This window comes from Sphingomonas sp. R1 (assembly GCF_025960285.1).
GTDB lineage: Bacteria > Pseudomonadota > Alphaproteobacteria > Sphingomonadales > Sphingomonadaceae > Sphingomonas.
The window spans coordinates 837,628-861,611 of record NZ_CP110111.1 but is presented as its reverse complement, the minus strand read 5'-3'; the positions used below and the strand labels follow the sequence as shown (position 1 = coordinate 861,611).

Sequence of the window (23,984 nt, the reverse complement as noted above, 5' to 3'; positions counted from 1 at the left end):
GGAATCCATTGGGGTTGCCGTCACGGCTCTAGTCCTGACGTAGTGGCGAATGGATCCCGGCTTTCGCCGGGATGACAATTAGGGGGCGAGGGCGCCAGCGACTTATCCACCGAACCCTCTTCAACCCACGTCCAACCGACCGCGCCCACCCTTGCGGGCCCGTGCCGCAGAGCGTAAGTTCGCGTCCTGTTCCCGGGAGATTTGGTGTTGGATCCGTTCGTCGTCGCCTTCGTGATGGTTGCCCTTGTTGCGGGCGTGGTGGTCGGCTGGCTGATCGGCGCGCGCGGCACGAGCGAGGCGCGGGCGGAGAGCGCCCGGCGCGAGGCCGATTTCAAGGCGGCGATCACTGATCTCGCCATGGCCGAGGAACGCGTCGCCCAGCTCCCCCGGCTGCGCGAGGAAGCCGCGATGCTCCGCAACGAGCGCGACGCCGCCCGCATCGAGCTGGCCGAGCTCAAGGCCAAGGCAAGTTCCTTCGAAGAGCGGCTCGCCGAATTCGTGGGCGCCCGTGAGGTGATGGCCGGCCAGTTCCGCGAACTCGCCGCGACCATGCTCGGCGAGACGCAGCGCGCCTTTCTCGAACGTGCCGAGGCGCGCTTCCACCAGGCGGGCGAGAAGAACGAGGAGCGGCTGCGCACCCTGCTCCAGCCGATCGACACCACGCTCAAGCGCTATGAGGAAGGGCTGCAGCGCGTCGAGAAGGACCGTAGTGATAGTTACGGCCAACTGCGCGAGGCGATCAGCGCGGTGCATGCCAGCCTGGGCGAGACCCGCGCGGAAACTTCCAAGCTGGTCAATGCCCTGCGCGCTGCCCCCAAGACGCGCGGCCGCTGGGGCGAGCAGCAGTTTCGCAACCTGATCGAGATCGCCGGGCTGTCCGGCCATGTCGATTTCGCCGCCGAAGTCTCGGTCACCACCGAGGACGGCATGCTGCGGCCGGACTTCATCATCCGCCTGCCGGGCGACCAGCAGCTGATCGTCGACGTGAAGTGCGTGCTCGACGGCTATCTCCAGGCGGCCGAGGCGACCAGCGCCGAGGAGCGCACCGCGGCGCTCAAGGCCCATGCCAAGGCGATGAGCACCCATGCCGACGCGCTGTCGCGCAAGGCCTATTGGGCGCAGTTCGAAAAGGCGCCCGATTTCGTGATCATGTACATCCCCGGCGACAATTTCCTGTCGAGCGCGCTGGAAGTGGACATGGAGCTGTGGGAGCGCGCGGCGCGCAACCGGGTGATCATCGCCGGCCCCTCGGCCTTCCTGCCGCTCGCGCGCACCGTCGCGGCCATGTGGCGCCAGCAGAAGCTGACCGAGGATGCCCGCGAAGTCGGCAAGCTGGGCAAGGAATTGTACGAGCGGCTGGCGACGGCGGCGAGCCACCTCAAGCGAGTCGGCGGCGGGCTGAACAGCGCGGTGGAGAATTACAACAAGTTCGTCGCGAGCTTCGAAGGCCGGGTGATGGTCTCCGCGCGGCGCTTCCAGGCGCTCAACGTGGATATCGGGAATAGCACGATGGACGCGATCGACACGGTCGACGTGATCGCGCGGGCGCCGACGGCGGAACTGCCGGCGCCGGACGGGGGTGAGGTGGAGGAAGCGGCTGCGGCGGAGTGAGATTTCTATAGGGTCTACCGACGTAAAGGAATTCCCGAGGCCAAGACTTTATCGGCCGGATTTTCTACACCGCATTCGTCAAGTATGCGGACGAAGCCCTCCCAAACCAGATCTGGATTGGGGGTTGGCCCAATTAGCACCTTATAAAGAAGGCTGTTGAGGTCAGCATTTTGAAGGTTGTGCTCTGGCATATTCTTCATAGGTATATAGAATACCTTCTGAACTATGCCATTTAAGCATACTATTTTGCTTGGTGGGCTATTCGGCTGCGCTGGTACTTTTTCCCTGTGGATTACTCTCCATTCGCTCTCTTCTTGAAAGCCCGGATGCTTTGTGGAAAGTACCATCACATCGATGGCGTACTTCAAGTTTGCCTTAACAAGGTCAGGGTTGATTTCCCGGAGTTCAGCGCAATTCCGCTCCATGTTTTCGATGATTTGGATCAACCCGTGCAGGAACTTTTCCGGTCCGCCGTAGTCTACTGGGGCGAGCGCCGCGTCGTAAGCGGTTTGCTCGGTAACAAACGCCTCCGGGTTCAGTAAGAGGCACACGTTCGCGTCCCCTCCGTACGCGCGCCACATGCTAAGTCGGCCTCTAACGAGCTCCAATCCCTTGTGAAGGGCCAAGCTTAGAAGATATGTGCCGCGCTTTATTGCATATACTTCTTGATCAAGCATTGTGAATGCGTTGATCACGTCTGTATTTATTGCGTTGCAGGCTGCCTTTAATCTTTCAACTATATCTTGGTTGTTCAAGGATAGCCTTAGAAGTTGTTGGCCGTATTCAATCTCACTAAAATCGTTCATTAACATTGCGTTGCGCAACCATAAGCAGCGATTCTCATCTCTCGCGCGAAAGATGTCCATGGCAACTTGAGCGCTAGTATAATGAGCAAACTTCACGCCATTTGTGATGTCTGCCTCGCGCTCCCGACCCCATTGGAAGAACGTGGCATCTAGAATGGCGTTTTGCTGATCCTGATCCATTCAGGTAGTCTATCAGTGTCAGCAGTGTTTACCAGATGGAAGCTGGTGTCGATATCCGTTTGTGGAGTGTTCACCCAGCCGTCCGCACCAGCACCAGCGTCTTCCCATCGCGCCCCGTCAGCAGCAGTCGCCCGCGATGGCTCTGGCGGACCGCCAGGCGCTGGTCGAGCAGGCCGAGCAGTATCTTTTCCTGCCGCATCAGCGCCGCCGAGCAGGCACGGCGGGTGGTGATCACGCCGCCGGTGGTGAGGTAGCCGCGTTCCACCCGGTAGTTGCCGCCCAGCGCGTTGCAGCCGGTATAGCCGCTGATCCGCAGGCCCTCCAGCTTCAGCCGGGCGCGGCTGCCGGGGACCACCGGGTGGCCCTCGACGCCGGTGATGCGCCAGTCGCCCAGGAGGAGCTGTTCCTCGGCGTCGAGGCGCGGGGTCTCGGTGCGGCGCTGGTCGCGGGGCGGGGCGGGCTCGGCGGTCTGCGCGGACGCGGGGAGGGCGGCGCCCAGCGTCCAGGCCAGCGTGCCCGCCAGCGCCCACCGCCGTACCGCGCGCGCGGCTTGGCGCGGGGCCGGGGGCGTCTCAGCCGCGACGAAACTGGTTGCGTACTTCATAGGCCATCACCGCCGTTGCCACTGCCGCATTGAGGCTGTCCGCCTTGCCGAGCATGGGGATCTTTACCAGAAGATCGCAGGCGGCTTCCATATGCGGCGGCATGCCCTGCGCCTCGTTGCCGGTGAGCAGGAAGGTCGGCGCGGCGTAGCGCGGGGCCTGATAGTCGTGATCGGTATCGAGGCTGAGGCCGACGAGCTGGCCGGGGCCGGCGCGCAGCCAGGGCTCGAATTCCTCCCAGCGGGCGCGGGCGACGGGCACGGTGAACAAGGCGCCCATGCTCGCGCGCACCGCCTCGACCGAGAAGGGATCGACGCAGTCGTCGAGCAGGATCAGCCCGCCGGCACCCACCGCGTCGCCGGTGCGCAGGATGGTGCCGAGATTGCCGGGATCGCGCAGGCGCTCGGCGACCAGCCAGATCGGCGCGGTGCTGCGGTCGATCTCGGCGAGGTCCAGCGCGAACTCGGGGTAGACGCCGACGACCGCGCCCGGATTGTCCTTGCCCGAGAGCTTCGAGAGGATGTCGGCATTGGTCTCGATCGCCTCGCCGCCCTGGGCCTCGGTGGCGGTGACCAGCGCCACGACCAGCGGGTGGCGGGCGGTCTCGGCGGTGTAGAACAGATAGTCGGGGATCCGGCCGGCCTCGCGGGCTTCCGTCAGGATGCGCAGGCCCTCGGCGAGGAACAGCCCCTCTTCGCGGCGGTGGCGCTTGTCGCGGAGATTCCGCATGCGCTTGATGAGGGGGTTGGAATAGGCGGTGATTTCGCGTGGCATCCGCGCGCTATAGGGCGGGATGGGGGCGGGGGCTAGTTGGGGGTGCGGCGCGCTGGGGAGCGGCTAGTCGTCATGGAAGCAAATACGCCGTCATCCCCGCGAAGGCGGGGATCCATTCGCCTGTACGCTGGGGGAAAGAAGCGCGGCATCAGCGCCAATGGATCCCCGCCTTCGCGGGGATGACGGTGGTTCTTGGTCTTGTAGATATTCCCGAACTTGCGGTGCTTATTCCTCGTTGAACCGCGCTTCGACAAGTTCGACCAGCGCCTGCACCGCGCCTTCCGCGCCGTCGCCTTCGGCGGAGATGGTGATCGTGTCGCCCTTGGCGGCGCCGAGCATCATCAGGTCGAGGATCGAGGTGCCGGCGGCGCTGTTGCCGTCCTTCTCGACGGTGAGCTCGCAGGGTTGGGTGCTGGCGAGGGTGACGAAGGCCATGCTGGCGCGGGCGTGGAGGCCGCGGCGGTTCTCGATCAGCACCTCGCGCGACACCCGGCTCATTGCGGCGGCCCCAGCATTTCCGACGCGACGGTCACGTACTTGCGGCCGGCGTCGCGCGCGGCGAGCACCGCGTCGGTGACGGACATGGTCTTGCGGGCGCTGCCCAGGCGGATCAGCATCGGCAGGCTGATGCCGGCGATCACCTCGACCTTGCCCGCCTTCATCAGCGAGATGGCGAGATTGGAGGGGGTGCCGCCGAACAGGTCGCTCAGCACGATCACGCCTTCGCCCGAATCGACCGCGCCGATGGCGCTGGCGATGTCGGCGCGGCGGCCCTCCATGTCATCCTCGGGGCCGATGCAGATCGCGGCGACCTGCTCCTGCTTCCCAACTACGTGTTCCATCGCGACGACGAACTCCTCGGCGAGTCGTCCGTGCGTCACGAGCACCAACCCGATCATTCTATTCTCCGCCCCTAGCCATGGACACCGGCGCCCCCTCCAGGGAGTCCTGTGGCGCGGTCTGCAAATCTCTGTGCGTCACCGTGGGCGAAAATCCTTCGTCGCGCAACCGGGCGGCCATCCGTTCGGCGACATGGACCGAGCGGTGCCGCCCGCCGGTGCAGCCGAAGGCGATCGTCACATAGGCTTTCCCCTCCGCCTGGTAGCGCGGGAGGAGGAGGAGCAGCAGCGACTCGATCTGCGCCATCGCGGCGTCATAGGCCGGGTCCGCGGCGATATAGGCGGAGACATCGGAATCCAGTCCCGTGCCGGGACGGAGCTGGGCATCCCAGTGCGGATTGCGCAGGAAGCGCATGTCGAGGACGAGGTCGGCGTCGCGCGGCAGCCCGCGCGAGAAGCCGAACGAAGTGACGCTGAAGGTGGTCTTGCCGCCGTCCGCCGAGAAGATCCCGCGGATCGTCTGCGAAAGCTGGTTGGCCTTCATGTCGGTGGTGTCGATCAGCCGGTTTGACCAGCGGCGCAAGGGGCCGAGCAGCTCGCGTTCGCGGGCGATGCCGTCCTCGGCGGGGCGGTCCTGCGCGAGCGGGTGGCGGCGGCGGGTTTCGGAGAAGCGGCGGAGCAGCTCGGCGCCGGTGCATTCGAGGAACAGCGTACCGACGTCGAGATCCTGCTCCTCGCGCAGCTTCTTGATGCGCTGGACGATGCTCTCGGCATCGAAGCCGCGCGTCTGGGTGCCGAGGCCGAGCGCGAGCGGGCGTTCATCGTCGCCGCCATCGGCGCCCGGCGCGGTATCGAGCAGGCGGTTGAGGAGGAGGAGGGGCAGGTTGTCGACCACCTCCCAGCCGAGATCCTCGAGCGTGCGCAGCACGGTCGACTTTCCGGCACCCGACATGCCGGTGACGAGCAGGATATGTTTGGGGCGACGCCGTTGCATGTTGTTCTCGCTTCGCGCGGTCGGATCGAGAGGCATGCTCATGCGCGGGCCGCCAGCGGCAGCCGCACCACGAAGCGTGCGCCCTGCGATCGATCCTCCCGCGATTCCACCGTGATGCTTCCCTGATGGCCTTCGACGATGGTGCGGGCAATGGCAAGCCCGAGCCCCGAATGCTGGCCGAACGCTTCGCTGGAGGGGCGGACCGAATGAAAACGGCGGAAGATCGCCTCGCGGGCTTCCTCGGGCACGCCGGGGCCTTCGTCCTCGACCCAGACAGCGAGCGCGTCGTCCTCTTCCTGCGCGGAAATGGCGATCAGGCCGCCGGGGGGCGAGAAGGACAGGGCGTTTTCGATCAGGTTCTCGAACACCCGCTCGAGCCGGGTCGGGTCGCCCATGACCTCCATCGACTGGCCGCGCGGGCGATCGAAGCGGAGGCGGATGTCTTCCGGCACGCCGCGGGTCTCGCGCTGGCCGATCAGCGCGGCGATCAGCGTGCCCAGGTCGAACGGCTCGAACGTGGTGCGGCTGAGCTGCGCGTCGATCCGCGAGGCCTCGGAAATGTCGGTGATCAGCCGGTCGAGCCGGTGGACGTCGTCGCGGACGATGTCGAGCAGCTGGTCGCGCAGGGCGGGATCCTTGACGTTGGACAGCCCCTCGACCGCGGAGCGGAGCGAGGCGAGCGGGTTCTTCAGCTCGTGCGTCACGTCGGCGGCGAAGGTCTCGGTCGCATCGATGCGGGCGCGCAGGGCGCCGCTCATGTCCGAGAGCGCGCGGGCGAGCATGCCGATCTCGTCACGCCGCTCGGGCAGGCGGGGGACCACCACCTCGCGCGCGCGGCCGAGGCGGACGCGGATCGCGGCCAGCGCCAGCCGCCGCAAGGGCCGCACGATCGTGCGGGCGAGGAACAGCGAGAGCAGTACCGAGACCAGCGAGACGATCGCCAGCACCACGCCGAGCCGATAGCGCTCGATCCGCACCGTCTGGGTGATGTCGCGGGCATTGAAGGCGGTCATCACCACGCCGAGCCCGGTAATCGGCGCGGCGGCGGTGATGACCGGGGTCCGGTCCGGCGCGCGCCACACCGAGGCGGCCGCGGCGTGAGTCTCCAGCGCGGTCCTGACGTCCGGCCAGTCCATCCCGGCATCGCGCGGCCGCTCGCGGTACAGCGGCGCGCGGTCGGCGCCTGCGACCTTGTCGATCACCGCGTCGAGGAATCGCGCGATCGTCTGGCCCACCGGATCCTTGTCCGGATCGCGTAGCACCAGGTTGCGCAGGCCGAGCTCGCGGCTGTCGCTGAGCAGCTTGCCCTGCGGATCGTAGAGGCGGATGCGCGTGCCCATGTCGCGCGCGAGGCTCAGCACCAGCAGGTCGCGGCGCTTGTCGGTGGCGGAGGCCAGGGCCTGCGCGATCAGCCGGACCTCGCGGCTGGTCTGTTCGACGCGGCTGTCGACGATCCGGCTGCGATAGCTGTCGAGATAGAAGAAGCCGCCGCACAGCAGCGCCAGTGCGAAGATATTGACCGCGAGGATCCGCGGCGTGAGGCTGACCCGGCCCGACCATCGCAGCGCCAGGTCGCGCTCGTCATTCATCCGAGAAGCGATAGCCCGCGCCATAGAGCGTCTCGATCGCGTCGAACGCCGGATCTACCTGCCGGAACTTGCGGCGGACGCGCTTGATGTGGCTGTCGATCGTGCGGTCGTCGACATAGATGTCGTCCTGATACGCCGCATCCATCAGCTGGTTGCGCGTCTTGACGATGCCCGGCCGCTGGGCGAGCGTTTCCAGGATCAGGAATTCGGTGACGGTCAGCGTCACGTTGACGCCGCCCCAGGTGACCTTGTGGCGCGCCGGGTCCATGCTCAGCCGGCCGCGCTCCAGTGCCTCGGCGGGCTCGGCAGGCGCGGCGCCTTCCGCCACCGGCTGGGCCGGCTCGGTACGGCGCAGGATCGCGCGGATGCGGGCGATCAGCAGGCGCTGCGAGAAGGGCTTGGCGATATAGTCGTCCGCGCCCATCGCAAGACCCAGCGCCTCGTCCAGCTCGTCATCCTTGCTGGTGAGGAAGATGACCGGGATCTGGCTCTTCTCGCGCAGGCGGCGGAGCAGCTCCAGCCCGTCCATCTTGGGCATCTTGATGTCGAGCACCGCGAGTTCGGGCGGGTTCTCGATCAGCGCCTTGAGCGCGCTTTCGCCGTCCGAATAGACGCGGGTGAGAAAGCCCTCGGTCTGAAGCGCGATCGATACCGAGGTGAGGATGTTGCGGTCGTCATCGACCAGCGCGATCGTGGCGGTCATCCGGCAGTCCGGGGCTGGCGCAAAATCAGCATCGACACCCGTTAGACCAAAGTTTCTTCCGCCTCAACCGACCGACAACGCTTACCCGGATTGACCGATTTCGCATCGGCATGTCACTGCACGAGTCGCAATAAAGTTGCGCCGCCAGCAAATGCTTTGGTTTGTCGGATAAATGGCGTGATACTATAAATAGGAGGCTTGGGTGGAAGAGCGTCAATCGCGCCATGGTCTTGGCGAGCAGGGAATCGTCACGCCGGCGACCCTGCACTGGAACCTGATTACCGCACCGCTGGTCGAGCACGCGATCCGTCGCGGCGAGGGTACGCTGGCAGCCGAGGGTCCGCTGGTCGTTGCTACCGGCAAGCATACCGGTCGCTCTGCGAAGGACAAGTTCATCGTTCGCGATGCCGAGACCGAGACCAGCGTCTGGTGGGGCAAGACCAACCAGGCGATGACGCCGGAGCATTTCGCCGCACTCAAGGCGGACTTCCTTGCCGAGCTGGGCAAGCGGGACGAGCTGTTCGTCCAGGATCTCTATGGCGGCTCGCAGCCGGAACACCGCGTGCAGGTGCGGGTGATTAACGAACTCGCCTGGCACAATCTGTTCATCCGCACGCTGCTGGTGCGGCCCGAGGCGGAGGCGCTGGCGGACTTCGTGCCCGAGTACACGATCATCGACCTGCCGAGCTTCCGCGCCGATCCCGCGCGCCACGGCACCCGCGGCGAGACGGTGATCGCGGTCAATTTCAGCGAGAAACTGATCCTGATCGGCGGCACCGCCTATGCCGGCGAGATGAAGAAGAGCGTGTTCGGCCTGCTCAACTATCTGCTGCCCGAACAGGGCATTATGCCGATGCACTGCTCGGCCAATATCGGGCCTGACGGGGACACGGCGATCTTCTTCGGTCTTTCCGGCACCGGGAAGACGACGCTGTCCGCCGATGCCGCCCGCACGCTGATCGGCGACGACGAGCATGGCTGGTCGGATACCGCGGTCTTCAACTTCGAGGGCGGCTGCTACGCCAAGATGATCCGCCTCTCGCCCGAGGCGGAGCCGGAGATCTTCGCCACCACCAAGCGCTTCGGTACGGTGCTGGAGAATGTGGTGATGGATCCCGAGACCCGCACGCTGGATCTCGACGATGCGACCCTCGCCGAGAACAGCCGCGGGTCGTACCCGATCGATTTCATCCCCAACGCCTCTGCCGACAATCTCGGGCCGGTGCCGAAGAACATGATCTTCCTCACCGCCGACGCATATGGCGTCCTGCCGCCGATCGCGCGGCTGACGCCCGAACAGGCGATGTACCATTTCCTGTCGGGCTATACCGCGCGGGTGGCGGGCACCGAGATCGGGGTGACCGAGCCCGAGGCGACCTTCTCCACCTGCTTCGGCGCGCCGTTCATGCCGCGGCACCCCTCGGTCTATGGGAATCTGCTCAAGAAGCGGATCGCGGAGGGGAATGTCGCCTGCTGGCTGGTCAATACCGGCTGGACCGGCGGCAAGTACGGCATCGGCCACCGCATGCCGATCAAGGCGACGCGCGCGCTGCTCAACGCGGCGCTGGACGGCAGCCTGAACACCGCCGAATTCCGCCGCGATCCCTATTTCGGCTTCGAAGTGCCGGTGGCGGTGCCGGGGGTCGACCCGGCCATTCTCGACCCGCGCGAGACCTGGCCGGACAAGGCCGACTATGATGCGACGGCGGAAAAGCTCGTCGACCAGTTCGTCGAGAATTTCGCGCAGTTCGAGGACCATGTCGAGGACGGCGTGCGCGCCGCCGCACCCAAGGTGCGGGCGCTCGCCTGAGCGAGGGGGGCGACCTTCCGCCGCGGCGCATAGCCAGCGCCGCGGCGATCGTGCGGGTGGGGGAAGGGCTGCTTGCCTGCACCCTGCCGCGCGAGGACTGGACGCACGAAGCGCACCTCGCGGCCTGCTGCTATCTGCTGAGCGAACGGCTCGACGTGGATGTCGATGCCGAAATCGGCGGGATCATCCGTCGGTACAACGAGAGCGTCGGCGGCGTGAACGACGACCGTGGCGGCTATCACGAGACCATCACGCGCGCCTATGTCGCGGGCGTGCGGCTGTATCTTGCCGGGGTGCCTGAAGCCGATCTGCTGGCGCGGGTAAATGGTCTGCTGGCATCGCCGATGGGCGGACGCGACTGGCCGCTACGCTTTTACAGCCGGGAGCGGCTGTTTTCGGTGACGGCGCGCCGCAGCTTCGTGGAGCCGGACCTCGCGCCGCTGCCGTAAGGGATAGACGTACACATCTGCCCAACGACCGTCCCCCGCGAAGGCGGGGATCCATTCGCCTGTGCGTTGCAGCAAGAGCCGAGACACCGGCGCCAATGGATCCCGGCCTTCGCGGGGAGGACGAAGGGCTAATTCACGCGATCGCAGTCCCTCAACAGGGCCGCGATCCGCGCAGATCAGGCGGTCTTCGCCTCGACGTCCGGATCGAGCATGCGGTGGAGGTGCACCACCACATAGCGCATTTCCGCGTCGTCCACGGTGCGCTGTGCGGCGGCGCGCCATGCCTTTTCGGCGCTGGCATAATCGGGGAAGATGCCGACCACGTCGAGCTTGGACGGATCGACGAAATCAAGGGTCGTCGGATCGGCAACGCGGCCGCCGAAGACCAGATGAAGCTTGCTCATTGCGCCTCCTGGGGGTGGGGGATGCTGCAGCCCTTACCGGCACTGCAGCATCGCACTCAACCCCTTATAGGCGGCTTACCGCTTGGCGGTCGCGTCCTTGGCGGCGTCGATCACCGTGCCGAACAGCGCCGAGACGCGTTCCTTCGTGGCGTCGCCGTTCGGGATCAGCGATTCGATCTGCTCGCGGCCGCTGTCCTTGGCGGCCTGGACCGCGGCGGCAGCGCCGTCGGCCAGCTTGCGGCCGAGCGGCTCCAGTGCCGCCTTCTCGCGATCGAAGCGGGGCAGCAGCATGCCGATCACCACGCCCACCGCGACGCCGCCGGCAAGCAGCAGCGCGGGGTTTTCGGTGAGGCGCGATCCGGTTTCGGTTTCGGTGCTCATGGCGTCATCCTTCTGTGCGGTCTTGGGGAAGCGAACCCTTTTCGGGCCCGTCGGTTTCGTGTTTGCCCTTGCGGAAGATGTCGACGATCCACCCGCGCGCGAGCACCAGCCCGATCCCGCTCGTGACCGCGGCGGCGAGCCACGGGCGGGTGCGGACGGCTTCGGTGCCCTCGCGGGCGATGGACGTGACGCTCTGCCTGGCGTTCTCCATGGCTTCCTGCGCGATGTTGCGCGGCTTCAGCCGATCCTGGACCGTTCCCAGCGTCGTCATCAGCTTGTCGCGCGCGGCGCGCGCGCGGGCGCGGGCGGCGTCGGGATCGCGGGGGACGGTCATGCCTTCGCTCCCATTGCCTTGCGGAACCCCCGAGCCGCTGCCCAGCCGAGCAGCGCCGCGATCAGCAGGCTCACACCCACCACGATCAGCGTCGCCCAGCCCGGGCCGACGAGCGTCGACAGCGTCAGGATGGCACCGACGATCAGCCCGATCGCCGCTGCCAGCGCCAAGGCCAGCGCGAGCACGGCCGCGATCGCCGCGCCCTTGACCTCGGTGACCTTGGCCTGCGCGACCGCCTTGACGTATTCGACCTCGGCGCGGGCATAATCCTTGGCGTCCTCGGTGAGCTGGCCGATCAGCGCACCGATGCCGGCTTCTTCCAGTTGGGGGGCGTCCATGCCCTCTATGGTCCGCCCTTAGCTCTGGGTCGTGCCGGGCGATGCCGACGGACCGGTGCCGAAGCCGACGGGCTCGACCTTCAGGTCCTCGGTCGACGGCGTGTTGCCGGTGGGCGTGGCCGCATCGGTCGTCGACCCGGTCGTGCCCGAGGCGTCGATGCCGGCCTTGATGACGCGCGCCAGCACGAAGCCGAGTGCGGCAGCGGTGCCCACGGCGATCGCCGGGCTCTTCTTGACGAACTCGGTCGCCTCGTCGAGCAGCGCGTTCACGTCCTTGCCGCGCAGCGAGTCCGCAAAGCCGGCAATGCCGTCCGCCGCGGTGCGGGCATATTGGCCATATTGCTCGCCGAGCTTGGCATCGACATCGCCGGCGGCCGTGCGCATCATCTCGGCAACCTCGTCGAGCGCGCTGGTCGCACGGTCCTTGCCGGTGCCGGCGAAGCCGAGGATGTGCTCCTTGGCCTGGTCGGCATATTTGGATGCCTCCTCCCGGATCGTGTCCGACGCGGTGCGCTTGGCACCCGTGTCCTCGGTGCCGCCGCCGGCCGCGCCGGTCGCACCCATGTTCCCTGCGAGCGGATCGCCCGCAATGCTGGTCGTTTCGTCTGCCATGATCAAAAACCCTCCATGCCTCGTCGAAACAACAACGGCCCCGTTTGCGAGTTCCCTCATGAACCGCTAGAGGCACCGCGCGCCTCATTCCTGACATGTTACGGAGACCATGACGTGACCGCAATCATCGACGTCCACGCCCGCCAGATTCTCGACAGCCGTGGCAACCCCACGGTGGAAGTGGATGTCCTGCTGGACGATGGCAGCTTCGGCCGCGCCGCCGTGCCCTCGGGCGCCTCCACCGGTGCCCATGAGGCCGTGGAAAAGCGCGACGGCGACAAGTCCCGCTGGCTCGGCAAGGGCGTCGAAGGCGCGGTCGATGCGGTGAACGGTGAGATTGCCGAGGCAGTCCTCGGCCTCGACGCCGAAGACCAGGCCGATCTCGACCGCACCATGATCGAGCTGGACGGCACCGCCAACAAGGGCCGCCTGGGCGCCAATGCCATTCTCGGCGTCAGCCTCGCCGCCGCCAAGGCCGCCGCAGACGCGCGCGGGCTGCCGCTCTATCGCTATGTCGGCGGCGTCAACGCGCATGTCCTGCCGGTGCCGATGATGAACATCATCAACGGTGGCGAGCATGCCGACAACCCGATCGACTTCCAGGAATTCATGATCGTGCCGGTCGGCGCCGAGAACATCGTCGAGGCGGTGCGCTGCGGGTCGGAAATCTTCCATACGCTGAAGAAGAAGCTGCACGAGAAGGGCCTGGCGACCGGCGTGGGCGACGAGGGCGGCTTCGCGCCGAACATCGCGTCGACCACCGAGGCGCTCGACTTCATCATGACCAGCATCGAGGCCGCCGGCTACAAGCCCGGCGACGACGTGATGCTCGCGCTCGACTGCGCCGCCACCGAATATTTCAAGGACGGCGCCTACAAGATGGTGGGCGAGGGCAAGACGCTCAGCTCGACCGAGAATGCCGAGTTCCTGGCAAAGCTCGCCGCCGACTATCCGATCTTCTCGATCGAGGACGGCATGGCCGAGGACGACTGGGAGGGCTGGAAGGCGCTGACCGAGCTGCTTGGGCACAAGGTGCAGCTGGTCGGCGACGACCTGTTCGTGACCAATCCGCAGCGCCTGCAGCGCGGCATCGAGGGCGGCTATGCCAACTCGCTGCTCGTCAAGGTCAACCAGATCGGCACGCTGACCGAGACGCTCGAGGCCGTCAGCCTCGCCCAGCGCTCGTCCTACACGGCGGTGATGTCGCACCGCTCGGGCGAGACCGAGGACGCGACGATCGCCGATCTCGCGGTCGCCACCAACTGCGGCCAGATCAAGACCGGCAGCCTTGCGCGCTCGGACCGGCTCGCCAAGTACAACCAGCTGATCCGCATCGAGGAAGAGCTGGGCGACGCGGCGGTCTATGCCGGCCGTTCGGTGCTGCGCCGCGCCTAACCCTCAGTAGGAACCGCAAGCTTGCTAAGAGCCGATCGATCAGCGAAAAACACGGGCATGAAGCGCGCTTCGCCCATGTCCACGCTGCTGCGCCGCGCGGGGCTTCCCGCCGCGGCGCTGATCGCGATCGGCTTCTTCGGCTATAACGCGGTTCTGGGGCCCAACGGGATCGTCGCCGCCAAGCAGGTTCGGCAGGAGCTCGCCGCCAAGCAGCGCGAATATGCGGTGCTGGAGAAGAAGCGCGCCGAACTGAAGAATCGAGTCGATCTGCTCGATCCGAAGCACGGCGCCGATCCCGACATGGTCGACGAGCTTGCCCGCAAGCAGCTCAACGTCGTCCGCCCCGACGAAGTGATCATCCCGCTCGACAAGAAGTGATGCCGTAGGGGCAGTTGCCAGCTACGGCGGAGCGCCTTAGGGCGGATGTACGTGGTCCGAACCCGCGCGTTGGTTGCAAGCCTTGCGAAAACGCGCGTATAGGCCACCGCCTTTCCCCTCCCCGGATGAGGAATATCTGATCGTGGCCAAAGCACCGGCACGCAACGCACCGACCCCACCCGCCGTACCGAATCGCGAGCGGCCCAGCGAACCGGAACGGTTCAAGGCGTCGAAGGAACAGCTTCTCGAATTCTATCGTCAGATGCTGCTGATCCGCCGCTTCGAAGAGAAGGCGGGCCAGCTCTACGGCCTCGGCTTCATCGGCGGCTTCTGCCACCTGTACATCGGCCAGGAAGCCGTGGCAGTCGGCCTGCAGTCGGCGCTGGACGGCGAGAAGGACTCGGTGATCACCGGCTATCGCGACCATGGTCACATGCTCGCCTACGGTATCGACCCCAAGGTGATCATGGCTGAGCTGACCGGCCGCGGCGCGGGTATCTCGCGCGGCAAGGGCGGCTCGATGCACATGTTCTCGACCGAGAAGAAGTTCTACGGCGGCCACGGCATCGTTGGCGCGCAGGTCTCGCTCGGCACGGGCCTGGCCTTCGCGCACAAGTATAACGAGGATGGCGGCGTCGCCATGGCCTATTTCGGCGACGGCGCCGCGAACCAGGGCCAGGTGTACGAATCATTCAACATGGCCGAGCTGTGGAAGCTCCCGATCATCTATGTGATCGAGAACAACCAGTATGCCATGGGCACCAGCGTCAACCGCTCCTCGGCCGAAGACCAGCTGTACAAGCGCGGCGAGAGCTTCCGCATCCCCGGCATCCAGGTGGACGGCATGGACGTGCTCGCCTGCCGCGGTGCGGCGGAAGAGGCGCTCGCCTGGGTGCGCGCCGGCAAGGGCCCGATCATCCTCGAGATGAAGACCTACCGGTACCGTGGCCACTCGATGTCCGATCCGGCCAAGTATCGCAGCCGCGAGGAAGTCCAGTCGGTTCGCGACAAGTCGGACCCGATCGAGGCGGTGAAGCGCGAGCTCGAGACGATGGGCGTGACCGAAGAGCAGCTCAAGCCGCTCGAGGCCGAGATCCGCAAGATCGTGAACGAATCGGCGGACTTCGCCGAACAGACGCCGGAGCCCGATCCGGCCGAACTCTATACCGACGTACTGGTGGAGACCTACTGAGATGGCGATCGAACTCAAGATGCCGGCACTCTCGCCGACCATGGAAGAGGGCACGCTCGCCAAGTGGCTCGTCAAGGAAGGCGATGTCGTGAAGTCCGGCGACATCCTCGCCGAGATCGAGACCGACAAGGCGACGATGGAATTCGAAGCCGTCGACGAAGGCACGATCGCCCAGATCCTGGTCGCCGAGGGCACCGATAACGTGAAGGTCGGCACCGTGATCGCGATGATCGCGGGCGAAGGCGAGGACGCGTCCTCGGCCGCCGCCGCACCGGCCCCCGCCAGCCAGCAGACCGAGCCGACTCCGGAACCGGCTGCCGACAAGGCACCGGAAACCGGCACCGCCCAGCTGACCGCCGCGGTCGAGAAGACCCGTCCGGCCGATCCCGCGGTGCCTGCCGGCACCGAGATGGTGAAGACCACGGTCCGCGAAGCGCTGCGCGACGCGATGGCCGAGGAAATGCGCGCCGATCCCCGCATCTTCGTGATGGGCGAGGAAGTCGCTGAGTATCAGGGCGCCTACAAGGTGACCCAGGGCCTGCTCGACGAATTCGGCCCCAAGCGCGTCATCGACACGCCGATCACCGAATATGGCTTTGCCGGTGTCGGCACCGGTGCGGCGATGGGCGGCCTCAAGCCGATCATCGAGTTCATGACGTTCAACTTCGCCATGCAGGCGATCGACCACATCATCAACTCGGCGGCCAAGACCAACTACATGTCCGGCGGCCAGATGCGCTGTCCGATCGTGTTCCGTGGTCCGAACGGCGCGGCCAGCCGCGTCGGCGCGCAGCACAGCCAGAACTATGGCCCGTGGTATGCGAGCGTCCCCGGCCTGATCGTGATCGCGCCCTATGATGCGGCCGATGCCAAGGGCCTGATGAAGGCGGCGATCCGCTCGGAAGACCCGGTCGTGTTCCTCGAGAACGAGCTGATGTACGGCCGCAGCTTCGACGTGCCGAAGCTCGACGACTATGTCCTGCCGATCGGCAAGGCCCGCATCATGCGCGAGGGCAAGGACGTGACGCTGGTCAGCTATTCGATCGGCGTGGGCGTCTCGCTCGAAGCGGCCGAGAAGCTGGCGGCCGAGGGCATCGATGCCGAGGTGATCGACCTGCGCACGCTGCGTCCGCTAGACAAGCAGACCGTGCTGGAGAGCCTGAAGAAGACCAACCGCATCGTGGTGGTCGAGGAAGGCTGGCCGGTCTGCTCGATCGCGTCGGAAGTCGCCGCGTTCGTGATGGAAGAGGGCTTTGACGACCTCGACGCGCCGGTGCTGCGCGTGACCAACGAGGACGTGCCGCTGCCCTACGCCGCGAACCTGGAAAAGCTCGCCCTGGTGAACGCCGACAAGGTGGTCGCCGTGGTGAAGAAGGTCACCTATCGCTGATCTTCGGCGCGTGACGTGAAAAGGGGCCCGTCCGACCAAGCGTCGGGCGGGCCTTTTTCGTCAGGCGGAATAGACGTCGCAGGTCGACCGCGTGCCGGCGGGCGAGGGATTGTAGACCTGCGTATAGTCGCGATTGTCGCGGACGACGAACGAGGCGACGTAGCGCAGGACTTTCGGACTGGCGAACCAGCCGTTGCCGACGATCGGCGTGTAGAGATAATTGATCTCGACGAACATGACGCCCGAATCCGTCGGTGCATTCACTTTGGCGCCGGTCTCGCCCATCCCGCCAGGAGCCAGCGTGCCGGGGTTGCTGGCGCTGTTGTCGCCCGAGCTGGCGGTGTTCACGCCGGCATTGGGGTCATAGGTCACGCCGTCCGCCCGCAGCGTCTTGCCGTAATGCGAGTCATAGTCGGTCCCGGACTTCGCCCCGAGGCAGCGCTGCCAGTGGATGCGCTGGGTGCCGCCGCTGTTCTCCAGGCTCGACAAGGTGATGCGACCATTGGCGGTGAGGCTGAACGGCGTGCCTTGCTGCTTCGCGGCGAGCAGGACGTCGTTGAGGTCCACTTCGCGCAGCTGGGTGGTGCCGGTGCCGCTGAACAGCCCGACGCGGCTGGAATTGTCCGCAAGCGCGAGCGCGACCTGGCTCAATCGCTGGTTGGCGAGGGCGAAGTTGGTGAGCTCGGCCGCCCACAGGCCGCCGGTGAGCAGCAGCGGCAGTCCGATCGCGAACTCGATGAGCGATGCGCCGGCGCGATCGGCGGCCAGCCGGCGGGGCAGGGTGGCCCGCGTCATTTGCACAGGACCTGCTGGGTGGGGACGGACTGGGTGCTGTATGGCTGGTTCTTGAACCGCGTGGAGGCGCTGAGCGTCACCTGATTGCTCCAGCCGATCAGTCCCGCCACCGGGAAGAGTCGGAGATAGCTGACCGTTACCTTGTACACGGTCACGTCGCTGGCATTGCCCTGGCCCGCGATGCCGGGATCGGAATCCCACCGGCCGTTGCCGTTGATGTCGGTGAAGCATTCGCCGGCATCGTAGCGGCTGTTGCCGTTGGTGTCGGTGAAGCTCTCCGGCTTGATCGTGCCGAAGCTCGCATAGCTCAGCCGGCTCGGGGTGACCGTCGCGTTGCCCGCGACTCGCCGGATCGAGGTGACGACGCGCGAGTCGATGGTGCCGGTATCCGCCGCTTCGATCGTCGCATCGCGCCCCGCCTTCTGCACCGCGCCTTCCAGCACCGCCTGGATATAGGCCTGGTAGGCGATGTCCATCAGCCCCATCAGCAGCGCCATCAGCACCGGCAGCAGGATCGCGAATTCGATCAGCGTCGCGCCGCGCGCGTCGTGGCGCAGGGACTGCATCAGCGCGTGATCCGCAGCATCGCGACGCGCTTCGCGATCGTCTGAAAGGCGGCGTTGAGCGCGGTGTTGTCCGCCGCATAAAAGGCCTGGCCGGGGGAGGCGCAATCCTGCAGCTGGGTGGTGAGCGTCTGCCCGAAGCCGACCACGAAGATCGAGACGTTGCGCGCCTTGGCCGCGGCACAGGCTGCCAGGAACCGGGCATTGTGATTGTTGAGCTGCGTCGTCGAGCGGCAGTTCGACGTGTAACTGAGCCCCGCCACGCGCTGATCGTAATTCTCGATCCCATACATGCCGTACGAGCATTTGCTAGGCGACATGTCGCCGTCGGTCATGAACACGATGTAGCGCTTCGGCGGGGTGCGCCCCGGCCAGGCGGCGGTGTCGGCGGCGAACAGCCCGCTGGGCGACAGCAGCCGCGCGCCCCAGATCATGCCGGTGTCGTGATAGGTGCCGCCCTGGGGCACGAAATCGCTGGCGTTGACGTAGCTGCTCACATCGCTGCGGGTCATCACCCGCAGCCGCTGCACGGGCTTGCCGCACGAAACATAGCCGACCGAGATGTTCTCGTAGAGATTGAGCGCGGTGAACTGCCCCAGCAACGTCGTGCTGGTGTTGTCGCCATAGGGATTGGTGCTGCTGCTGGCGGTATCGATCACGCTGGCGGGGCTGCCGCGATAATAGACGACGTCGGGCCACATCGGCCGCCAGCGCGTGGCGTCGGAGGTCGGCACCAGATCGGGGTCGAGGTCGGCGGGCAGGTTCGAATAGTCGAAGCTCCCGGTCGCCGTGGTGTCGCGCTCCTCCACACAGCCTTGCCAGCGGGAGGTGGAGCGGTCGATCTTGCTGGGATCGTCCACGCTGTTCCCGAGCTTGTACTGGCTCGTGTCGTAGGTGACCTTCTGGTAGCTCCAGCTCGGCTTCACCGGCTCGCTGGTCACCACGCAGCTGCCGTTCGCGCTGTTGGCGTTGTTCGCCGTCCAGCTCACGGTCGTGACGGTGGCGCTGCCGGCGCTGGTGTAGCCCGAGGCGGGGCTGCGGCCGGCATAGGCGTTGCACTGGGCGTTGGTCTTGTTGTTGTACGTGACGCTGCCGGCGGTGCCGTTGTTCGCGTCCCCGACGACCCTCCGGCTGTTGTAGGTCCAGCTGTCGACGATGTAGCCCGGCGACAGCGCCGTGACCGCATAACCGGCATTCACCGTCGAGGTGTAGGTCACGAAGCCGTAGCGCAGGTGGGTCGCGGGATCGACGGCCGCCGCCAGCGTGTCGTAGAAGTTGAGCACCGCAGCGCGCAGCCCGGCGAGCTTGGAGCCCGACTTCTCCTGCACATAATAGCCGGTGGTGCCGTCGGGCCGGGTATAGGTGATCACCGGCTGGTTGCAGCCGCCAGTACCGTCCGAGGTCAGGCAGGCCATCGACCCGGTCGTATCAAGCACGAACATGATGTCCGTGTCCGCCACGTCGTAGCGCGCTTCACAGGTGACGGTGAGGATCTGGTCGCCATAGCCCATCATCGTGGTCAGCGTCATCGGCACGGTAGCCGTTGCGGTACCCGCGACCTGGTTTTCGCTGGTCTTGGAGGGGGTGAAGGTGACGGCCTTGGTGCCGAACAGGCCGACCTTGAAATTGTTGGCGAAGAAGGCACCGGCCTGGGTCGTCGCGGTGGCATCGAGCGTCGTCGCGTTGGTCGAGACCATGAAGCGTCGCCCGGCGAGCGCGCCCGCATCGCAGGCCTGCTGCAACCGCGTCTTGACCATGTAGAGCCGGGCGGTGTCGACGGCGGACCCGGCGATGAACAGCAGCGGAATGAGCGCGATCGCCATGATCGCCAGCGTGTTGCCGGCCACGTTCCGCCGTAGGCGCGCCAGCAGCCCCGGGCCCCGCCCAATGCGCCGCTGCAACTGGCTGAAGAACACGCTGTTCACCGTTTTGGACTGCGACCCTCAGGCGAAGATGCGCGCAGCCTCTTTCGCCCCCGAACGCCAAGCCATAGAGGGAAGGGGTGAACGCATCGCTAAACCCCCTACCCGAAGATCCCGAACGGGCGCTGGTTCTTGCCTATGCGCCCGCAGCCGCCCGGCCGGCGCTGGCCGCGCTGCTGGCGCTGGACGACGCGCTGGCGCTGCTGCTGCGCACCACCAGCCAGCCGGCGGTGGGCCAGTTGCGGCTCGCCTGGTGGCGCGAGGCGCTGGCCAAACTGGATACCGCGCCGCCGCCGGCCGAGCCGGTGCTGCGCGGGCTTGCAGCGGAGGTGTTGCCGCGCGGCGTGCTTGGCGCCTCGCTGGTGCCGATCGTGCACGGCTGGGAGGTCCTGGTCGAGGAAGAGGCGCTGGACGATCTGGCGCTTGCCCGCTTCGCGGCGGGACGGGGCCGCCTGTTCGTGGCCGCAGGCGCGGCGCTCGGCGCGCACGGCGATCCTCTTCCGGCGGCAGGGGAAGGCTGGGCGCTGGCCGATCTCGCCCGGCATCTGGGAGACGGCGCGGAAGCCACTGCCGCGCGCCGTGCCGCTGCCCCGCGGCTCGCCGAAGCGCTCGGTCGGCGCTGGAGCCGGAACGGCCGGGCACTGGGGGCACTCGCGCATCGCGCCCGGATGGATCTGGACGCCCCCATGGATGCGCCGCTGCCGATCGGCGCGCCGAGGCGGGTGGCGCGATTGCTGTGGCACCGGCTGAGCGGTCGATAGGGCTTGGCTGCGCAGCCATGAAGGTATAGCCTGTCCCGGTCTTCGGGAGGGGCTGCGCATGTGGCGATATGCGGTAGGTGCCGGGGCGGCGCTGTTGCTGGCGTTCGGAGGATTGCTGCTGTTCCAGCATGGACCGGCGCGCAGCTCGCTGGCCGCGGTGGTGCCCGCCCTGCCGGGCAACGCCAGCGCCGCGACGCCACTGCCCGATGCCGCGCCGGAGGCCGATCCCAAGACTCGCGAGGAGAAACGCTTCGATCGCTATGACAAGGATCGCAACGACGCGATCAGTCGCGACGAATATTTTGCGGCCCGCCACAAGGCCTTTGCGCGGCTGGACGGCAATGGCGACGGCCGGCTGAGCTTCGAGGAATGGGCGGCGAAGTCGATCGCCCGGTTCGCCGATGCGGATGCCGACAAGTCCGGCACGCTGGCCCGGGCCGAATTCGCCACGACCGCACCCAAGCGTCGACCGCCGGCGGCGCGCTGTGCGTGCGGCAAGCCCGCCCCGTCGCCGAGCCCCGCCGCGCGGAGCGACGAGGAGGAAAACTAGCCCCTCAGCCGATCCGTTCGAAATGGCCGCGGTCGAACCCGGCGGCCATCAGCGCCGCGATCCTCTCCGCTACCACTTCGGGCGCCTTGACCGTCGCGGGATCCTCGCCCGGAAAGGCGCGGGCGCGCATCTTGGTGCGGGTCGCGCCGGGATCGACGATGCCGACGCGGACTTCGGAGACATTCTCCAGCTCCTGCCCGTAGCTGAGCAGCAGGTTCTCGAACGCTGCCTTGGAGGCGCCATAGACCCCCCAATAGGCGCGCGGCTTGCGCCCGACACTGGAGGTGACGCCCACCACCCGCGCGGCCGGCGCCCGGCGCAGCATGGGATCGAACGCCGCAAGCATCGCCGCCTGGGCGCTGACGTTGAGCGCCAGCACCTTGGCGCATTCTGCGAAGTCGATCGCGCTGACCGCGCTCAGCGTGCCGAGCATGCCGGCGTTCAGCACCAGCATGTCGAGCACCGGCCAGCGCTCGCCGATGGCGCCCGCCAGCCGGCCGATCGCGTCATGCTCGGCCAGGTCGAGCGGTGCGATCGTTGCACTGCCGCCGGCCTGGTAGATCGCGTCTTCCACTTCCTCCAGGCCGCCCGCGGTGCGGGCGGTAAGGATGACATGGGCACCCGCCGCGCCGAGCGCGATGGCCGTGGCGGCGCCGATGCCGCGGCTGGCGCCGGTGACGAGGGCGGTCTGGCCCGCCAGCACTGGTGCGCGCATTCCGGGCTCAGCCGACCTTCTCGGCGAGCAGCGCCAGCTGGTCCGGCGGCGGGGCGAGCTCGTCCTGGTCGGTCAGCGTCGTCGGATAGTCGCCGGTGAAGCAAGCGTCGCAATATTTCGGATGAATGTCCGCGCGGCGCGCCTCGCCCAGTGCCTTGTACAGGCCGTCGATCGAGACGAAGGCCAGGCTGTCGGCATGGATGAAGTCGGTCATGCCGCCCACGTCCATCTTGGCGGCGAGCAGCTTGGCGCGCTCGGGCGTGTCGACGCCGTAGAAGCAGCTGTGGCGCGTCGGCGGCGAGGCGATCCGCATATGCACTTCCTTGGCACCCGCATCGTGCATCATCTGCACGATCTTGAGGCTGGTGGTGCCGCGCACGATCGAATCGTCGATCAGCACGATGCGCTTGCCGGCGATCAGCTCGCGATTCGCGTTGTGCTTGAGCTTGACGCCCAAGTGGCGGACCTTGTCGCCCGGCTGGATGAAGGTGCGGCCGACATAGTGCGAGCGGATGATGCCGAGCTCGAACGGAATGCCCGACTGCTGCGCATAGCCGATCGCCGCCGGCACGCCCGAATCGGGCACCGGCACGACGAGATCGGCCTCGACCGGCGATTCGATCGCCAGCTGCGCGCCGATCGCCTTGCGCACCGAATAGACCGAGCGCGTGTCGCTGATCGAATCGGGGCGCGAGAAATAGACATATTCGAAGATGCACGGCCGCGGCGCCTGGGGCGCGAACGGCTTGTGGCTGGTCATCTCGCCATTGGCCTTGACGATCACCAGCTCGCCCGGCTCGACGTCGCGGACATATTGGGCGTCGCACACGTCGAGCGCGACGGTCTCCGAGGCAAACACGATCGACTCGCCCTGGCGGCCCATCACCAGCGGACGGATGCCGAGCGGATCGCGGCAGGCGATCATGCCCTCGGGCGTCATCACGATCAGCGAATAGGCGCCCTCGACCTGCTTCAGCGCATCGATGAACCGGTCGATCAGCGTGCGATATTGCGAGGTGGCGACGAGGTGGATGATCACCTCGGTATCCGAGGTCGACTGGAAGATCGCGCCCCGCCGGACGAGATCGCGCCGCAGCCGCATCGCGTTCGAGATGTTGCCGTTGTGCGCCACCGCGAAGCCGCCACTGGCGAGCTCGGCATAGAGCGGCTGGACGTTGCGGATCGCCGACCCGCCGGTGGTGGCGTAGCGGACATGGCCGCAGGCCGACAGGCCGGGGAGCGAGCGGATCACGTCGTCGCGGTCGAAATTGCCGGCGACATGGCCCATGGCACGGTGGGTGTGGAACTGGTGGCCGTCCCAGCTGGTGATGCCCGCCGCCTCCTGGCCGCGGTGCTGGAGGGCGTGCAGGCCCAGCGCGACCATCGCGGCCGCGCCTTCGCTGTTGGAAACGCCGAATACGCCGCACTCTTCGCGCAGCTTGTCGTCATCGAACGGGTGTGTGGTAAGCATTGGCCCTCGGGGGGAACGGGGACGATGGGCGGGCATATAGGCGCTTCCTCCCGGTTTGTCTCCGGTCTGTCACACGGAAAAGGACCGTTTACCCTTTTTGCAGGTTAACCCCCTGAGAAAGGAGAACGATCATGGCCAAGGACCACGGCACGCAGATCAAGAACGACGCGCTGTACGAGAGGCTGCGCGACGAGGGTGCCTCGAAGGCGAAGGCGGCCCGCATCGCCAACGCCCAGGCCAATGGCAGCCTCGATTCGGGCGGCGGCACGCTGGAGGATCGCACCAAGGCCGAGTTGTACGACGAGGCCAGGAAGATCGGCATCGAAGGCCGCTCGACCATGGACAAGAGCGAGCTGATCAAGGCGATCCGGGAAGACTGAGGCGCCGCGACCGTTCCGAACGTTCCCGGAAAGCGGCACGCGATCG

General features: G+C 66.7%; 28 protein-coding genes. 10 read left to right on the top strand and 18 right to left on the bottom strand.

The window, feature by feature from the left end; genetic code table 11:
• Positions 1 to 207 precede the first annotated feature (207 nt).
• The gene (locus OIM94_RS04200; protein ID WP_413716390.1) at positions 208 to 1,611 is read left to right on the top strand and encodes a DNA recombination protein RmuC; all 1,404 of its coding nucleotides are present in this window, start codon (positions 208 to 210) and stop codon (positions 1,609 to 1,611) included.
• A 14-nt stretch (positions 1,612 to 1,625) separates the two neighbouring features.
• Here the strand turns inward: OIM94_RS04200 and OIM94_RS04195 are convergent, their stop codons facing one another.
• The 8 genes from OIM94_RS04195 to OIM94_RS04160 all read right to left on the bottom strand — a co-directional run bounded on the left by OIM94_RS04195 (position 1,626) and on the right by OIM94_RS04160 (position 8,098).
• A complete protein-coding gene (locus OIM94_RS04195; protein WP_264608855.1) occupies positions 1,626 to 2,597 on the bottom strand; it encodes a DUF2971 domain-containing protein in 972 nt (323 codons plus the stop codon).
• Positions 2,598 to 2,667: 70 nt separating this feature from the next.
• Positions 2,668 to 3,201: an META domain-containing protein gene (locus OIM94_RS04190; RefSeq protein ID WP_264608854.1), complete on the bottom strand. Its 534-nt coding sequence runs from the start codon at positions 3,199 to 3,201 to the stop codon at positions 2,668 to 2,670.
• Complete coding sequence (locus OIM94_RS04185) at positions 3,170 to 3,973, bottom strand: TrmH family RNA methyltransferase (protein WP_264608853.1); 804 nt, start codon at positions 3,971 to 3,973, stop codon at positions 3,170 to 3,172. Before OIM94_RS04185 ends, OIM94_RS04190 begins: the two co-directional genes overlap by 32 nt.
• A 225-nt stretch (positions 3,974 to 4,198) precedes the next feature.
• Positions 4,199 to 4,471, bottom strand: coding sequence for an HPr family phosphocarrier protein (locus OIM94_RS04180; protein WP_010544990.1), 273 nt, complete (start codon positions 4,469 to 4,471; stop codon positions 4,199 to 4,201).
• Positions 4,468 to 4,872: a PTS sugar transporter subunit IIA gene (locus tag OIM94_RS04175; RefSeq protein WP_064312096.1), complete on the bottom strand. Its 405-nt coding sequence runs from the start codon at positions 4,870 to 4,872 to the stop codon at positions 4,468 to 4,470. The genes OIM94_RS04180 and OIM94_RS04175 overlap by 4 nt, the downstream gene beginning before the upstream one ends.
• Before the next feature lies 1 nt (position 4,873).
• Positions 4,874 to 5,806 (bottom strand): RNase adapter RapZ, encoded by a 933-nt coding sequence (gene rapZ, locus OIM94_RS04170; RefSeq protein ID WP_264609828.1) that lies wholly within the window; start codon positions 5,804 to 5,806, stop codon positions 4,874 to 4,876.
• A 38-nt stretch (positions 5,807 to 5,844) separates the two neighbouring features.
• Complete coding sequence (locus OIM94_RS04165; RefSeq protein ID WP_413716378.1) at positions 5,845 to 7,419, bottom strand: stimulus-sensing domain-containing protein; 1,575 nt, start codon at positions 7,417 to 7,419, stop codon at positions 5,845 to 5,847.
• The gene (locus OIM94_RS04160; RefSeq protein WP_125977105.1) at positions 7,388 to 8,098 is read right to left on the bottom strand and encodes a response regulator transcription factor; all 711 of its coding nucleotides are present in this window, start codon (positions 8,096 to 8,098) and stop codon (positions 7,388 to 7,390) included. Before OIM94_RS04160 ends, OIM94_RS04165 begins: the two co-directional genes overlap by 32 nt.
• Before the next feature lie 202 nt (positions 8,099 to 8,300).
• Between OIM94_RS04160 and OIM94_RS04155 the strand changes: the two genes are divergently transcribed.
• Both OIM94_RS04155 and OIM94_RS04150 read left to right on the top strand, forming a co-directional pair.
• Positions 8,301 to 9,908 (top strand): phosphoenolpyruvate carboxykinase, encoded by a 1,608-nt coding sequence (locus OIM94_RS04155; RefSeq protein WP_264608851.1) that lies wholly within the window; start codon positions 8,301 to 8,303, stop codon positions 9,906 to 9,908.
• A 50-nt stretch (positions 9,909 to 9,958) separates the two neighbouring features.
• Positions 9,959 to 10,357, top strand: coding sequence for a hypothetical protein (locus OIM94_RS04150; RefSeq protein ID WP_264608850.1), 399 nt, complete (start codon positions 9,959 to 9,961; stop codon positions 10,355 to 10,357).
• Positions 10,358 to 10,533: 176 nt separating this feature from the next.
• On the opposite strand, the gene OIM94_RS04145 is transcribed toward OIM94_RS04150, so the two are convergent.
• The 5 genes from OIM94_RS04145 to OIM94_RS04125 form a co-directional block, all read right to left on the bottom strand.
• Positions 10,534 to 10,761: a DUF4170 domain-containing protein gene (locus OIM94_RS04145; protein ID WP_264608849.1), complete on the bottom strand. Its 228-nt coding sequence runs from the start codon at positions 10,759 to 10,761 to the stop codon at positions 10,534 to 10,536.
• A gap of 75 nt (positions 10,762 to 10,836) precedes the next feature.
• A complete protein-coding gene (locus OIM94_RS04140; protein WP_264608848.1) occupies positions 10,837 to 11,142 on the bottom strand; it encodes a hypothetical protein in 306 nt (101 codons plus the stop codon).
• A 4-nt stretch (positions 11,143 to 11,146) separates the two neighbouring features.
• A complete protein-coding gene (locus tag OIM94_RS04135; RefSeq protein WP_264608847.1) occupies positions 11,147 to 11,476 on the bottom strand; it encodes a DUF3618 domain-containing protein in 330 nt (109 codons plus the stop codon).
• The gene (locus tag OIM94_RS04130; RefSeq protein WP_264608846.1) at positions 11,473 to 11,814 is read right to left on the bottom strand and encodes a phage holin family protein; all 342 of its coding nucleotides are present in this window, start codon (positions 11,812 to 11,814) and stop codon (positions 11,473 to 11,475) included. The genes OIM94_RS04135 and OIM94_RS04130 overlap by 4 nt, the downstream gene beginning before the upstream one ends.
• 18 nt (positions 11,815 to 11,832) lie before the next feature.
• Positions 11,833 to 12,426, bottom strand: coding sequence for a hypothetical protein (locus OIM94_RS04125; RefSeq protein ID WP_264608845.1), 594 nt, complete (start codon positions 12,424 to 12,426; stop codon positions 11,833 to 11,835).
• 114 nt (positions 12,427 to 12,540) lie between these two features.
• On the opposite strand from OIM94_RS04125, the gene eno reads away from it, so the two are divergent.
• From eno to OIM94_RS04105, 4 genes are all read left to right on the top strand, one after another.
• Positions 12,541 to 13,821 carry a phosphopyruvate hydratase gene (eno, locus tag OIM94_RS04120; RefSeq protein ID WP_264608844.1) on the top strand — a complete coding sequence of 427 codons (1,281 nt, stop codon included), beginning with the start codon at positions 12,541 to 12,543 and terminating at the stop codon, positions 13,819 to 13,821.
• Between the two features lie 57 nt (positions 13,822 to 13,878).
• Positions 13,879 to 14,199 (top strand): FtsB family cell division protein, encoded by a 321-nt coding sequence (locus tag OIM94_RS04115; protein WP_264608843.1) that lies wholly within the window; start codon positions 13,879 to 13,881, stop codon positions 14,197 to 14,199.
• Between the two features lie 142 nt (positions 14,200 to 14,341).
• Entirely contained in the window at positions 14,342 to 15,391 is a 1,050-nt protein-coding gene (gene pdhA / locus OIM94_RS04110) for a pyruvate dehydrogenase (acetyl-transferring) E1 component subunit alpha (protein ID WP_019367919.1), read from the top strand.
• Between the two features lies 1 nt (position 15,392).
• Positions 15,393 to 16,781, top strand: coding sequence for a pyruvate dehydrogenase complex E1 component subunit beta (locus OIM94_RS04105; RefSeq protein ID WP_264608842.1), 1,389 nt, complete (start codon positions 15,393 to 15,395; stop codon positions 16,779 to 16,781).
• 60 nt (positions 16,782 to 16,841) lie between these two features.
• On the opposite strand, the gene OIM94_RS04100 is transcribed toward OIM94_RS04105, so the two are convergent.
• Genes OIM94_RS04100 through OIM94_RS04090 form a run of 3 tightly spaced genes read right to left on the bottom strand, consistent with a single transcriptional unit; the run spans position 16,842 to position 20,064 of the window.
• Entirely contained in the window at positions 16,842 to 17,576 is a 735-nt protein-coding gene (locus OIM94_RS04100; RefSeq protein ID WP_264608841.1) for a histidine kinase, read from the bottom strand.
• Positions 17,573 to 18,142 carry a TadE/TadG family type IV pilus assembly protein gene (locus tag OIM94_RS04095; RefSeq protein ID WP_264608840.1) on the bottom strand — a complete coding sequence of 190 codons (570 nt, stop codon included), beginning with the start codon at positions 18,140 to 18,142 and terminating at the stop codon, positions 17,573 to 17,575. The genes OIM94_RS04100 and OIM94_RS04095 overlap by 4 nt, the downstream gene beginning before the upstream one ends.
• Positions 18,142 to 20,064 carry a TadE/TadG family type IV pilus assembly protein gene (locus tag OIM94_RS04090; protein WP_264608839.1) on the bottom strand — a complete coding sequence of 641 codons (1,923 nt, stop codon included), beginning with the start codon at positions 20,062 to 20,064 and terminating at the stop codon, positions 18,142 to 18,144. The genes OIM94_RS04095 and OIM94_RS04090 overlap by 1 nt, the downstream gene beginning before the upstream one ends.
• A gap of 77 nt (positions 20,065 to 20,141) precedes the next feature.
• On the opposite strand from OIM94_RS04090, the gene OIM94_RS04085 reads away from it, so the two are divergent.
• Together OIM94_RS04085 and OIM94_RS04080 are read left to right on the top strand one after the other, a co-directional pair.
• On the top strand, positions 20,142 to 20,822 hold the full coding sequence (locus OIM94_RS04085) for a squalene/phytoene synthase family protein (RefSeq protein WP_264608838.1): 681 nt from the start codon (positions 20,142 to 20,144) through the stop codon (positions 20,820 to 20,822).
• A gap of 58 nt (positions 20,823 to 20,880) precedes the next feature.
• Positions 20,881 to 21,372, top strand: coding sequence for an EF-hand domain-containing protein (locus tag OIM94_RS04080; RefSeq protein WP_264608837.1), 492 nt, complete (start codon positions 20,881 to 20,883; stop codon positions 21,370 to 21,372).
• A 4-nt stretch (positions 21,373 to 21,376) separates the two neighbouring features.
• On the opposite strand, the gene OIM94_RS04075 is transcribed toward OIM94_RS04080, so the two are convergent.
• Together OIM94_RS04075 and purF are read right to left on the bottom strand one after the other, a co-directional pair.
• Entirely contained in the window at positions 21,377 to 22,087 is a 711-nt protein-coding gene (locus tag OIM94_RS04075) for an SDR family NAD(P)-dependent oxidoreductase (RefSeq protein ID WP_264608836.1), read from the bottom strand.
• Between the two features lie 7 nt (positions 22,088 to 22,094).
• Positions 22,095 to 23,558: an amidophosphoribosyltransferase gene (gene purF / locus OIM94_RS04070; protein WP_264608835.1), complete on the bottom strand. Its 1,464-nt coding sequence runs from the start codon at positions 23,556 to 23,558 to the stop codon at positions 22,095 to 22,097.
• Between the two features lie 131 nt (positions 23,559 to 23,689).
• Here purF and OIM94_RS04065 point away from each other — a divergent pair, with 131 nt between their 5' ends.
• A complete protein-coding gene (locus OIM94_RS04065; protein WP_264608834.1) occupies positions 23,690 to 23,938 on the top strand; it encodes a Rho termination factor N-terminal domain-containing protein in 249 nt (82 codons plus the stop codon).
• The last annotated feature ends 46 nt before the right edge of the window (positions 23,939 to 23,984 follow it).

Excerpts from the sequence above, each read along its gene's own strand:
- rapZ (WP_264609828.1), bottom strand. The coding sequence starts at position 5,806 with ATGCAACGGCGTCGCCCCAAACATATCCTGCTCGTCACCGGCATGTCG.
- OIM94_RS04135 (WP_264608847.1), bottom strand. The coding sequence starts at position 11,476 with ATGACCGTCCCCCGCGATCCCGACGCCGCCCGCGCCCGCGCGCGCGCC.
- OIM94_RS04100 (WP_264608841.1), bottom strand. The coding sequence starts at position 17,576 with ATGACGCGGGCCACCCTGCCCCGCCGGCTGGCCGCCGATCGCGCCGGC.
- OIM94_RS04190 (WP_264608854.1), bottom strand. The coding sequence starts at position 3,201 with ATGAAGTACGCAACCAGTTTCGTCGCGGCTGAGACGCCCCCGGCCCCG.
- OIM94_RS04075 (WP_264608836.1), bottom strand. The coding sequence starts at position 22,087 with ATGCGCGCACCAGTGCTGGCGGGCCAGACCGCCCTCGTCACCGGCGCC.
- OIM94_RS04145 (WP_264608849.1), bottom strand. The coding sequence starts at position 10,761 with ATGAGCAAGCTTCATCTGGTCTTCGGCGGCCGCGTTGCCGATCCGACG.
- OIM94_RS04065 (WP_264608834.1), top strand. The coding sequence starts at position 23,690 with ATGGCCAAGGACCACGGCACGCAGATCAAGAACGACGCGCTGTACGAG.
- OIM94_RS04195 (WP_264608855.1), bottom strand. The coding sequence starts at position 2,597 with ATGGATCAGGATCAGCAAAACGCCATTCTAGATGCCACGTTCTTCCAA.
- OIM94_RS04160 (WP_125977105.1), bottom strand. The coding sequence starts at position 8,098 with ATGACCGCCACGATCGCGCTGGTCGATGACGACCGCAACATCCTCACC.
- OIM94_RS04080 (WP_264608837.1), top strand. The coding sequence starts at position 20,881 with ATGTGGCGATATGCGGTAGGTGCCGGGGCGGCGCTGTTGCTGGCGTTC.
- OIM94_RS04165 (WP_413716378.1), bottom strand. The coding sequence starts at position 7,419 with ATGGCGCGGGCTATCGCTTCTCGGATGAATGACGAGCGCGACCTGGCG.
- OIM94_RS04115 (WP_264608843.1), top strand. The coding sequence starts at position 13,879 with ATGAAGCGCGCTTCGCCCATGTCCACGCTGCTGCGCCGCGCGGGGCTT.
- purF (WP_264608835.1), bottom strand. The coding sequence starts at position 23,558 with ATGCTTACCACACACCCGTTCGATGACGACAAGCTGCGCGAAGAGTGC.
- OIM94_RS04140 (WP_264608848.1), bottom strand. The coding sequence starts at position 11,142 with ATGAGCACCGAAACCGAAACCGGATCGCGCCTCACCGAAAACCCCGCG.
- OIM94_RS04130 (WP_264608846.1), bottom strand. The coding sequence starts at position 11,814 with ATGGACGCCCCCCAACTGGAAGAAGCCGGCATCGGTGCGCTGATCGGC.
- OIM94_RS04105 (WP_264608842.1), top strand. The coding sequence starts at position 15,393 with ATGGCGATCGAACTCAAGATGCCGGCACTCTCGCCGACCATGGAAGAG.
- OIM94_RS04095 (WP_264608840.1), bottom strand. The coding sequence starts at position 18,142 with ATGCAGTCCCTGCGCCACGACGCGCGCGGCGCGACGCTGATCGAATTC.
- OIM94_RS04185 (WP_264608853.1), bottom strand. The coding sequence starts at position 3,973 with ATGCCACGCGAAATCACCGCCTATTCCAACCCCCTCATCAAGCGCATG.
- OIM94_RS04180 (WP_010544990.1), bottom strand. The coding sequence starts at position 4,471 with ATGAGCCGGGTGTCGCGCGAGGTGCTGATCGAGAACCGCCGCGGCCTC.
- OIM94_RS04175 (WP_064312096.1), bottom strand. The coding sequence starts at position 4,872 with ATGATCGGGTTGGTGCTCGTGACGCACGGACGACTCGCCGAGGAGTTC.
- OIM94_RS04125 (WP_264608845.1), bottom strand. The coding sequence starts at position 12,426 with ATGGCAGACGAAACGACCAGCATTGCGGGCGATCCGCTCGCAGGGAAC.